General features: G+C 66.6%; 9 protein-coding genes, 1 tRNA gene and 2 pseudogenes. 8 read left to right on the plus strand and 4 right to left on the minus strand.

Going from position 1 to position 11,094, the window contains the following annotated elements; translation table 11 throughout:
* The 5 genes and pseudogenes from DM995_RS21620 to DM995_RS02845 all read left to right on the plus strand — a co-directional run.
* Positions 1-180: pseudogene (locus tag DM995_RS21620) on the plus strand (hypothetical protein); the annotation flags it as partial.
* Positions 173-667, plus strand: coding sequence for a DUF7694 domain-containing protein (locus DM995_RS02830; protein WP_198669240.1), 495 nt, complete (start codon positions 173-175; stop codon positions 665-667). The pseudogene DM995_RS21620 and the gene DM995_RS02830, both read left to right, overlap by 8 nt.
* Positions 668-1,292: 625 nt before the next feature.
* On the plus strand, positions 1,293-2,153 hold the full coding sequence (locus DM995_RS02835) for a Lar family restriction alleviation protein (RefSeq protein ID WP_232824002.1): 861 nt from the start codon (positions 1,293-1,295) through the stop codon (positions 2,151-2,153).
* Positions 2,150-2,335: a hypothetical protein gene (locus DM995_RS02840; RefSeq protein ID WP_116968429.1), complete on the plus strand. Its 186-nt coding sequence runs from the start codon at positions 2,150-2,152 to the stop codon at positions 2,333-2,335. The genes DM995_RS02835 and DM995_RS02840 overlap by 4 nt, the downstream gene beginning before the upstream one ends.
* Positions 2,336-2,340: 5 nt before the next feature.
* Positions 2,341-3,492, plus strand: coding sequence for a site-specific integrase (locus DM995_RS02845; RefSeq protein ID WP_116970298.1), 1,152 nt, complete (start codon positions 2,341-2,343; stop codon positions 3,490-3,492).
* A 23-nt stretch (positions 3,493-3,515) separates the two neighbouring features.
* On the opposite strand, the gene DM995_RS02850 is transcribed toward DM995_RS02845, so the two are convergent.
* Positions 3,516-3,590 (minus strand) — tRNA-Asn (locus DM995_RS02850).
* Positions 3,591-3,684: 94 nt separating this feature from the next.
* Positions 3,685-4,473: an NAD kinase gene (locus tag DM995_RS02855; protein WP_116968430.1), complete on the minus strand. Its 789-nt coding sequence runs from the start codon at positions 4,471-4,473 to the stop codon at positions 3,685-3,687.
* Positions 4,474-5,013: 540 nt separating this feature from the next.
* Between DM995_RS02855 and DM995_RS22730 the strand changes: the two are divergent.
* Together DM995_RS22730 and DM995_RS02865 are read left to right on the plus strand one after the other, a co-directional pair.
* Positions 5,014-5,286 (plus strand): annotated as a pseudogene (locus tag DM995_RS22730) (diguanylate cyclase domain-containing protein); the annotation flags it as partial.
* Positions 5,287-5,365: 79 nt separating this feature from the next.
* The gene (locus DM995_RS02865) at positions 5,366-6,163 is read left to right on the plus strand and encodes an EAL domain-containing protein (protein ID WP_116968432.1); all 798 of its coding nucleotides are present in this window, start codon (positions 5,366-5,368) and stop codon (positions 6,161-6,163) included.
* A gap of 133 nt (positions 6,164-6,296) precedes the next feature.
* Here the strand turns inward: DM995_RS02865 and mfd are convergent, their stop codons facing one another.
* Both mfd and DM995_RS02875 read right to left on the minus strand, forming a co-directional pair.
* Positions 6,297-9,794, minus strand: a complete 3,498-nt coding sequence (gene mfd / locus DM995_RS02870) for a transcription-repair coupling factor (protein WP_116968433.1) — start codon at positions 9,792-9,794, stop codon at positions 6,297-6,299.
* Positions 9,795-9,822: 28 nt separating this feature from the next.
* Complete coding sequence (locus DM995_RS02875) at positions 9,823-10,089, minus strand: FAD assembly factor SdhE (RefSeq protein WP_116968434.1); 267 nt, start codon at positions 10,087-10,089, stop codon at positions 9,823-9,825.
* A gap of 102 nt (positions 10,090-10,191) precedes the next feature.
* Between DM995_RS02875 and DM995_RS02880 the strand changes: the two genes are divergently transcribed.
* Positions 10,192-11,094 (plus strand): ATP-dependent DNA helicase RecG (locus tag DM995_RS02880; RefSeq protein ID WP_502696570.1); only part of this gene is annotated, 903 nt, incomplete at its 3' end.

The following is an 11,094-nucleotide window of genomic DNA, read 5'->3' on the forward strand; positions in this document are numbered from 1 at the left end:
AACCGCTGCCCCGGCTGCGGCGGCCAGCACTGGCATGTCGGGCGGATGTCGGCCGAGTGCGCGACTTGCTCGACCGCGATCCCGCTCGCCGATGTCGCCGCGCAGCCGATGGAGCCGCTGTTCACTGTCACCCGCAGCGCGACGGCGGAGAAGTTTCCGAGGATGCAGAACGATGGTTGACCGCCAGCAGATCCGCCACGCCAAGGCTTTGGAGCGCCGCGCGATCAAATCCGGCAACTGGGGTGAATGGCGACACACGCCGCTGCCCAATGGCTTGCCGGGCGGTCATGGCTGGTGCCGTGAGATTCGCTCTGCCTATGCGAACGACCTTTATTCGGTGCTGATCCGGCCATTGGAGACGCGCTGGGGGTTGGTGCACCATTTGGCCATTCGCACGATCAGCAATCTCGAGCCGCCATGGCGCGACAAGCAGCGGATCAAGGATGAACTGTTCGGCGAGAGATTTACCGCGATCGAGGTCATGCCGCCACGGGCCGAGGTGATCGACCAAGCCGATATGTATCATATCTGGGTGCTGCCAAATCAATCGCCTCTGCCGTTCTCGCTGTTTGACGCGCGCCATGAAGCGCGGGCCAAGCGGGTCTGCGGTGTGTGTCAAGCGGTCGGCGATGCTGACCATGCTGGCCATTGTTCGGAGAGCTGGTGATGACCGCCAACCCCACCCGGGCGCAGATCTACCACTGCACCCCGCTGACCCCGCGCGACTGCCTCGAAACGATCGGCCAGGACCGCAATCTCTGCGTCAGCTTCTGGCGCCCTGATGATGTGGAGGCCGTCGAGCGCATTGCTCGAACGGTCATGTTTCGACAACGGCGCGTTCTCAGAATGGCAGGCGGCGATGAAGCGCGGAGACGAGTGGTTTCTGCGGGACGACTGGTCACCCTATTACCGCTGGCTGGAACCGAGACTGCACGGCGACCGCTGGGCGATCATTCCCGATGCGCCTGGCGCGCCGTCCCAACTCAACGACGCGCTGCTTACCGACTGGCCATTCCCGCCCGAGGTATCGGCACCGGTCTGGCACATGGACGCGCCTCTCTCCCGGTTGCTGCGCCTCTGCGATCAATGGCCGAGGGTCTGCATCGCATGGACTGGCACGGGGGCCGACAAGGCGGTCGGGTGTCAGGCATGGTTCGAGCGGATGCTGGACATCGCGCCGCAGCTGACCGGGCGCTGGCAGCAGCTTCATCACCTGCGCGGCGTCCTGGTCGCGCGCGAGTTTCCCTTTGCGAGCGCGGATGCGAGCAGCGGCGCGCAGAATGGATGGCGCTATGACACAGCACTCGACTTCGGCGATCGCTGGCGCGGGCGAGCCGATTATCTCGACCGGCTCGAGCGAGGTGATTTCCCCCGAGCAGTTCGCAACCGCCTGCGCGCAAATCGTGCAGCAGCAGAGGGGGCACGAAGCGCACAAGGCGCTCGACCAGCTGGTGACCGGGCTGTTGTCCAGCTTGGGCTATTCTGAGGGGATGGCGGTGTTCCTGGCAGCGGTCGGGTCGTGTCACGAACCACGCGCGGCAGACTTCGCCCCATGCCCGACCTGCGGCCAATACAGCCACAGCATCGGCGATGACCGCCTAGCCGCCGCGTTCATGCACTTCGAGGCGATGACCGATCACCGCGGCGACGGCATCCCGACGCAGCGCCTGTTCGACGATGCGACCCGCGATGCTGCGCAGGTGCTGATGGCGGCGGCGCGTGCAGGCGAACAGGCCCGCGCGCAGATCGAGCGCGACCGCCTGCCGGACCCTGAGCCCGCTGAGTTCCTGCCGCCTGATGCCGAGGATATGCGGCTCATAATGAACGGCGTTTTGCCGCGCTGCCCGTGCTGTCAGGGGACGCCGACCACTTTTGCGCGACACTTCCCCCACAGCGGCATCTATCAGGCCTATGTGCACTGCTCGCATTGCGATGTGCAGGTGTTCAAGAACGCCCGCGATCTGGACGAGGCTCGCCAGTTGGCAATCGCAACCTGGTCGAAGCGACCGACGCCGCCGAACAATGACCGCCAGATAGCCGAGGGGCTGGACCGGCTTGCGGCCCGGTGCACCCAGCGCGGCGTTGCAAGAGGGCTCAGGGTCGCCGCCGATCATGTGCGGGCGGGGCTTTATTTGGAGGAGCGGAAGGGATGACAGCAGCGGCGCGCTTTACCCAGGCCGACATGGAGCGAGCCGTAAAGACCGCCAAGAAGGTCGCGGGCCGCGAGCGCGCGCGTGTGGTGTTCAGGTTGGACAACAGGGAAATCGAGTTCATCATCAACGAATCGGTGCCGGACGAACCGACACCACCCCAGAACCCTTGGGATGAGGAATGATGACCATGGCCCGCCGCCGCCTGCTGCCCAAATATGTGTCCGCGTTCATCGACGTGCGCGGCAAGGAACGCCTGCGCTTTCGGCGCAAGGGATATCCCAGCGGCTATTTCACTGCGAACCTGGGCACCGAGGCCTTTCGCGAGCAGTACCATGCCTTCATGCACCCCGAGGCCCCGCGCGAGCCGCGTCAGGAGCTGCGCGCGCGCGAGGGCACGCTCGACGATCTCATCGATCGCTATTGCAACCCGATCACGCGCCTCGGCCCCACCAAGGTCACCCAGGACAAGGTGCGCGCGGTGCTTGAGGATTTCCGAAAGGGCAGGGGTGACAGGCCCGTCAGGCTGGTGACGTTCGAATCGCTCGATAAGATCATCGCCAAGAAGCGCGAAAAGACCGAGATCCAGACCGCTTCCGGCACGCGCACGATCGGCGGCATCCATGCTGCGCGCAAACTGCGCAAGGAGCTGATCAGGCTGTTCGCTTTCGCCCAGCATACCCGCATGATCGACCACAATCCCGCGCAGGTGACCCAGAAGGTCAAGACCAGCGTGAAGGAGCGCAGTCGCGGCTTCGTGCCGTGGACCGAGGACGACATCGCCCGCTACCGCGATCATCACGCGCTTGGCACCCGCGAGCGTCTGGCCATGGAGCTGCTGCTCTGGACCGACCAGCGCCGCTGCGACATCGTGAAGATGGGCCGCGCGCAGATCAAGGATGGTTGCCTGCCAGTGGTGCAGGAAAAGACCGGGGCGGTCTTGTGGATTCCGCTGGCACCGCAGCTGCTCGAGGCGATCGTGGCCATGCCGCCGCACCTGACCAGCCCGTTCTGCTTCCTCGTGACCAAGCGCGGGAAACCCTTCTCGAAGGAATCGTTCGGCGACTGGTTCGCTAAGGCCTGTCTCGCTGCCGGCGTCACCCATGGCCGGGCGCACGGCCTGCGCAAGGCGACCCTGCGCCGCATGGCCGAACTGCAGATGAGCAACAAGACGATGAAGGCCCTGAGCGGCCAGAAGCGTGACGAGATGATCGAGCTCTACACCGCCGACGCGGACCAGATCAAACTGGCGGAAAAGGCTATTGCAGCCTTGTCGGAATGGGAGCGGTCACTGTCTAACATCGACCCCACGTTAGACACGAAAGGGCAGAAAATTGTTTGATACCAATGCCATGAAAAACGAGCTGGCTCCCCGAGTAGGATTCGAACCTACGGCCAAGTGATTAACAGTCACCTACTCTACCGCTGAGCTATCGGGGAACGCTCTTTTGCCTTCCCGGCGAGGCGATGCTCCCCGGGAGAAGCGCGCCTATAGCACCGGATTTTTTGGTTTGGCAAGCGTCTGATTTGCCGTTCAGACGATAAATTGTTCGGCCGAAATGCGGTCGTCGAGACTGTGGCCCGGATCGAACATCAGCGACAGGCGGCGGTTGGGGTCGATGGCGATCTGGATATCGCGGATATCGCGCACCTCGCGCTGGTCGGCGACCGCGCTGACCGGGCGCTTGCCGGGCTCGAGCACGCGAAAGGTGATCTGCGACGAATCGGGCAGCAGCGCGCCCTTCCAGCGGCGCGGGCGGAACGGGCTGATCGGGGTCAACGCCAGCATGCCGCAGCCCAGCGGCAGGATCGGCCCGTTGGCGGACAGATTGTACGCGGTCGAACCCGCGGGCGTCGCAACCAGCACGCCGTCGCACACCAGCTCGCCGATTCGCATGGCATTGTTGACGCTGACCTCGAGCTTGGCGGTCTGGCGTGTCTCGCGCAGCAGCGACACCTCGTTGATCGCGGGATAGGTGACGCGCTCGCCGCTCATCGTCGTCGCTGTCATCGACAGCGGCAGTACCTCGAACGCCTGGGCGCGTTCCAGCCGGTGCTGGATGCTGTCGCCGCTGCGCCACAGGTTCATCAGAAACCCGACGGTGCCGAGGTTCAGGCCATAGACCGGCACGATCCGCCCGCGCTCCAACATCTGGTGCAGCGTCTGCAGCATGAAGCCATCGCCGCCCATGACGACGACGATATCGGCCTCGTCCAGGCTGGCCCATTCATGCGCCGCCTGCACCTCGCGCGCCGCCTTGCGCGCCCGTTCGGTGGGGGAGACGGCCAGCGCGATTTTGCGGTCAAGAACCGATTGGGGCATGTTCCACGCCTTATCTTATGGGTGACAGGGTCTTAACGGATCGGTGCTAATGCGCCAATGTTTCTTGGGCCGTTGCGCATTGTGCCATTGCAGGGCACAGGCACGGCATTCCGGACGGATCGGGGGCGGATTCTGGACAGCAGCGGATTTCGGGACAGGCCGACCTGGCAAAGCTGCGGCTCCGTCGTGCCGGACGCCGCGCTGGCGGCGGCGCTGGCGGAAGGCGGTTTCGCGCCGGCCGGGGGGGCGCCTGCCGATCTGCTGGTCGCGGACATGCGCGGGCAGGGCGATGCCTTGCCGCACGCGATCTCCGGCCATGGGGGACCGGCGCTGCTGATCTGCGACGGTGACTGGCCAGGCCTGGACCAGGCCGCTCCGGCGGGCTTCACGCACGCGCTGGTCGCGCCGTTCGGCGATGCGGCGCTTCGGCTGCAATTGCGGCTGATTTGCGCGCAACTGGTGGCGCGCGGCCAGGCGGTGCCCGATCTGCACGAACGCATCGCAAGCTTCGCCGCAACGGCCGAGGGACCGCTGCACGCCATGCTGATCGGCCTCAGGCGCATGCCCGCAGTCAACGCGACCTATGGCCCGGCGGTGGGCGATGCCGCGCTCGAGGCGATCGAGCAGCGGCTCGCGCGCCAGGCCACGCGGCTGTCGGCCGGCAGCGCGCTGACGCTCCGCCTTTCGGGCGGCGATTTCCTGATTGCCTATGCGATGGCCGAAGAGCGGCTGGGCTGGCAGGTGATGGCCGAGCGGATTCTGCGCCTCGTTTCCGAACCGCTCGACGTCGCCGGGCACCGGCTGCGGCTGACCGCGCGCGCGGCGCTGGCGGTGGCGCGCGAGGGCGAAGGGCCGGTATCATTGCTCGACCGGCTGTCGGCGGGCCTTGCGCATGCGCGCGGGAGCGCCGCCGGTCCGGAGCGGCTATCGGCTCGAACAGGACATCGTCCAGGCGATCGAGCGCGACGAGATCACCGTGCTCTTCCAACCGCAATTCGCGGTCGAGACCGGGCGCATCACCGGGGCCGAGGCGCTCGCGCGCTGGCAGCACCCGCAATATGGCGAGATCGGCGCGGGCACCTTGTTCGCCTTGGCTGACAAGGCCGATTTCACGCGTGCGCTGTCGCGGCATATCCGGCAGCGCGCGATGCAGCATGCGGCGCGCTGGACCGGGCCGCTCGCGCCGCTCCGGCTGTCGCTGAACGTGACGGCCGAGGATCTGGGCGAAAAGGGCTTCGCGCGGCGCGAACTGGCGATGCTGGCCGAGGCCGGGTTCAACCCGCGCCGCCTGACGCTGGAAATGACCGAACAGGCGCTGGTCCCTGATCTCAAGCGCGCGGCGGCGCGCTTTGCCGAACTGCGGGAGGCGGGGGTGAGAATCGCGGTCGACGATTTCGGCACCGGCTATTCGAGCCTGTTGTACCTCAAGCGCCTGCCGCTCGACTATCTCAAGCTCGACCATGCGATGACGCGCGATATCGGCGGCGCGGAGGCGGACCGGATCATCGTGCGCTCGGTGATCGCGATGGCCCGGGCGCTCAATCTCAAGGTCATCGCCGAGGGGGTGGAAAGCGACGCCCAGCTTGCCGCGCTGCGCGACGAGGGCTGCGACTATTTCCAGGGCTTTTTGCGCGGCAGGGCGATGGAGGCGGAGGTTTTCGCGGAGTTTGCCCAGGCGGAACTGGGCTGAACGTCGAGCCGTCTTCGTCATTCCCGCGAACGCGGGAATCGCGCTTTCAAGCCGGCACGAAGAACAAGCGGGACCCCCGCGTTCGCGGGGGTGACGGGCGAGGAAAGGAAAATGTCCGCAGCGTCGGCGCGCCTTATCCCGCCTTCGCGCTCTTCTTCACGATCCCTGCCAGACCCTTGGAAAGCTGGATCAATCCGTTGATCCGCGAGGCCGGATCGCTCCACACGCGCTGGATCAGCAGCTTCTGGTCGGGGCGCAGCTTGGCCGTGCCCTTCAGCCGCTCGACATAGGCGAGCAGGCCGGGAACATCGGGGAAGCTGTCATTGTGGAAGCTGACCAAGGCCCCGCGCGCGCCGACATCGATCTTGGCGACACACGCGGTGATGCAGTTGAGCTTGATCTCGATCAGCTTGATGAGGTTGCTCGTCGCATCGGGCAGCGTGCCGAACCGGTCGATCATCTCCGCCGCGAACGCCTCGATCTCGCCGCGGTTGGTAAGGTCGTTCATCCGGCGATAGAGCGCCATGCGCACCGCCAGATCGGGGACGTAATCCTCCGGAATGAGGATCGGCGCATCGACGGTGATCTGCGGCGAGAATTTCTGGCGCGGCAGGTCGAGCGACAGGCCGCCCGCCTTGGCCTCGAGAATCGCCTCCTCGAGCATCGACTGGTAGAGCTCGAACCCGACCTCGCGGATATGGCCCGACTGCTCGTCGCCCACCAGATTGCCCGCGCCGCGAATGTCGAGATCGTGGCTGGCAAGCTGGAAGCCCGCGCCGAGAGTGTCCAAATCGCCGAGCACCTTGAGGCGCTTGTCCGCCGTCTCGGTCAGCACGCGATTTTCGGGCGTGGTGAGATAGGCATAGGCGCGCGTCTTCGAGCGTCCGACGCGGCCGCGCAGCTGGTAGAGCTGGGCGAGGCCGAAGGTGTCGGCGCGGTGGATGATCAGCGTGTTGGCGCTGGGAATGTCGATGCCCGATTCGACGATGGTGGTCGACAGCAGCACGTCGTACTTGCGGTCGTAGAACGCGCTCATCCGCTCCTCGACATCGGACGGCGCCATCTGGCCGTGCGCCATGATGTGGCGGATTTCGGGCACCTCGTCGCGGATGAATTCGCTGAGCTTGTCGAGATCGCTGATCCTGGGCGCGACGAAATAGGACTGGCCGCCGCGATAATGTTCGCGCAGCAGCGCCTCGCGCAGCACCACCGGGTCCCAGGGCATCACATAGGTGCGCACCGCGAGCCGGTCGACCGGTGGCGTCTGGATGACCGACAGTTCGCGCAGGCCGCTCATCGCCATCTGCAGCGTGCGCGGGATCGGCGTCGCGGTCAGCGTCAGCACGTGGACATCGGCCTTGAGCGCCTTCAGCCGCTCCTTGTGGACGACGCCGAAGCGCTGTTCCTCGTCGATGATGACCAGGCCCAGCCGCTTGAACTCGACCGATTTGGCGAGCAGCGCATGCGTGCCGATGACGATGTCGGTGGTGCCATTGGCAAGGCCCTCGCGTGTCGCCTTGGCCTCACTCGCGGTGACGAGCCGCGAGAGGCGGCCGATATTGAGCGGAAAGCCCTGAAAGCGTTCGACGAAATTGGTATAATGCTGGCGCGCGAGCAGCGTCGTCGGTGCGACGATCGCGACCTGCATGCCCGACATCGCGGCGACGAACGCGGCGCGCATCGCCACCTCGGTCTTGCCGAAGCCGACATCGCCGCAGACCAGCCGGTCCATCGGCTTGCCCGAGGCGAGATCCTCGAGCACCTCGGCGATGACGCGCTCCTGGTCTTCGGTTTCCTCGTACGGGAAACGGTCGACAAAGCTCGCATAGACGCCCGGCTCGACCTCGGCGACATCGGCGGTGCGCAGCGCGCGCTCGGCGGCGGTCTTCATCAGCTCGCCCGCGATCGCCTGGATGCGTTCCTTGAGCTTGGCGCGCCGCCGCTGCCAGGCCTCGCCGCCGAGCTTGTCTAGCGCGACGCCCTCGCTTTCGGAGCCGTAGCGGGTGAGCACGTCGATATTCTCGACCGGCACGTAGAGCTTGTCGCCGCCCGCATAGGTCAGCCAGACGCAGTCGTGCGGGCTCTTGCCGACGGGGATCGAGACCAGCCCCTCATAGCGGCCGATGCCATGGTCGATATGCACGACCAGATCGCCGGCCGAGAGCGACTGCAGCTCGGCGAGAAACGCGTCGGCGGACTTGCGTTTCTTGCGCCGCCGCACCAGCCGGTCGCCGAGCAGGTCCTGTTCGGACAGGATCTCGTAGCGGTCGGTGGCAAAGCCATGATCCTGCGGCAGCACGACCATCGAGGCCATGCCGGTCGCGGCCTGGCCCTGCGCTTCCTGCCAGCTTCCCGCCAGCGCCATGCGCGCAAGGCCATGGTCCTTGAGCAGCCCGAGCAACCGACTGCGCGAGCCTTCCGAATAGCTCGCGATGATCGCGCCCCGGTTCGCGGCGCGCAGCTGCTCGATATGCGCGACGGCGGCGGCATAGACATTGTCGCCGCGCGCGCGCTCGGCGCCGAAATCGCGCGCGGTGCGATAGCCGAGGCCCAGCACGCGCTGCGATTCGGGCTCGTCGTGGCTGCTGACCAGATGGATCGGCGTTTCGCCCTCGGCCGCGCGCCATTCCTTGGGCACCAGATAGAGCGCCGAGGGCTTGAGCGGGCGATAGCTGCCCGCCTTGTCCTCGTTCCCGCGCTGGCGGTTGGCGTGATAGTCGGTGATGCTTTCGAACCGCTGGTCGGCGGCGGCATCGGCCCCGGCATCGCGCAGCACGATATCCTGGTCATCGAGATGCTTGAACAGCGGCACCAGCCGCTCCTCGATCATCGGAAGCCAGTGCTCCATGCCCGCCAGCCTGCGCCCGTCGCTGATCGCCTGATAGAGCGGATCGGTGGTGGCATTAGCGCCGAAGGCCTCGCGATAGGCGCTGCGGAAGCGCTTGATGCTGTCGGCATCGAGCAGCACTTCTGACGCGGGGAGCAGGATGTGCCGCTCGACCCGCTCGGTCGAGCGCTGCGTGCCCGGATCGAAGGCGCGCATCGTGTCGAGCTCGTCGCCGAAGAAATCGAGCCTCAGCCCTTCGTCCATCCCCGCCGGGAAGATGTCGATCAGGTTGCCGCGCACCGCGAACTCGCCCGAATCGGCGACGGTATCGGTGCGGGCATAGCCCTGGCGCACCAGCTTCTCGATCAGCGCCTCGCGCGCGATCATCATGCCGGGCTTGAGCTCCGCGCCGACCTGGCGGATGCGGAACGGGGTCAGCGTGCGCTGGGTGACCGCGTTGACCGTGGTAACCAGCAGCTGCGGCCCGCCGGCGGGCTGCTGCAGCGTCCACAAGGCCTTGAGCCGCCGCGCAGTGATGCCGAGCGAGGGCGAGGCGCGGTCATAGGGCAGGCAGTCCCAGGCGGGAAATTCGATCGCCTCAAGGTCCGGCGCATAGAAGGGTGCGGTCTCGGCGACCGCATGCATCATCGCGTCGTCGGGCGCGATGAAGACGATGCGCCCGCCCTGCTTGCGCGCGGCAGCGGCGCGGGCGAGGTCCGCCAGCAGCAGCGGCAGCGCGCCGGGCGCGACGCTCGCCAGCGTCAGCGGCGCGGTCGCCTGCAGGATGCGGCTGATGCTGTCCATGGGTGTCGTGCCTTGCGCGCCGGTGCGATCAGCGCGGGATGTTGATGAAATCGAGCTGGCGGAACGCGTCCATCTGCGGCCCGGCAAAGCGATCGGGCACCGGCTGCGTCCCGATCGCCCAGGCCATGATGTCGACGTCCTGCTCCTCGATCAGCATCTCGAACCAGTCGAGCTCTGCGTCGGACCAGCTCTGGCCATAGCGATCGAAAAAGCCGCCGATCATGTAATCTGCCTCGCGCGTGCCCCGGTGCCAGGCGCGGAAGGCCAGGCGGCGCAATCGGGTTTCGCGGTCCATGCCAGAAGTTCCTTTGCTTGCGGGGTGGGCCGGGCCTGCCTAAGACGGGTCAGGATTCCAGCCAGCAGCACATGTCAGTGCGTTGCGTTTTTTGCGATAGCCATGCGCCCCGATATACTCAACCCCGCATTCGCCGAGATCGAGAGCCTCAAGGGCGTCGGCGTCAGCCTGCAGAAGCCGTTCGCGCGGCTGGGCATTTCGCGGGTCAAGGACATGGCCTATCATCTGCCCACCGGCTTCATCCGCCGTCGGCGCGTCGACAATGCCGATCAGGCCGGCACGGGCGAGCAGATCATCATCGCGCTCACCGCGACCGGCTATCGCTCGAGCCCCGGACGCGGGCCCACGCGGGTGATCGCCGAGGATGCGATCGGCAACCATATCGCTTTGGTCTATTTCGGCGGCAATCCGGGCTGGGCGAAGAAGCTCTGGCCGCTGGGCGAGACGCGGCTGGCGGCGGGCAAGCTCGAGATCTGGGGCGAGGCGTGGCAGATCGTCCATCCCGACCACGTGGTGGAGCCGGGCCAGGCCGACCAGATCGGCGAGGCGGAGCCCGTCTATCCGCTCGCCGAGGGGCTGGGGCAGAAGCGCGTCGCCTCCTTGGCGGCGCAGGCGCTGGCGCAGCTGCCGCCGCTGCCCGAATGGATCGAACCGACGCTGAAGGCGCGCGAGGGCTGGCCCGACTGGCACGAAGCGCTCGCCGCCGCGCATCAGGGCATGGATGAAAAGCCGCGCGAGCGGCTCGCCTATGACGAGATCTTCGCCAACCAGCTCGCCTTTGCGCTGATCCGACAGAGCAACCGCAAGCGCAAGGGCGTCGCGCTGCAGGGCGGCGGGCACCTGCGCGATGCGCTCAAGCTGCCTTTCGCGCTGACCGGGGCGCAGCGGCGGACGATCGAGGAGATCAACGGCGACATGGCGCAGCCGGTGCCGATGCTGCGGCTGCTCCAGGGCGATGTCGGGGCGGGCAAGACGCTGGTCGCGGTGATGGCGATGCTGAACGGG

Origin of the sequence: Blastomonas sp. UPD001 (assembly GCF_003426715.1) — a bacterium.
In the GTDB taxonomy this organism is placed as follows: domain Bacteria; phylum Pseudomonadota; class Alphaproteobacteria; order Sphingomonadales; family Sphingomonadaceae; genus Blastomonas.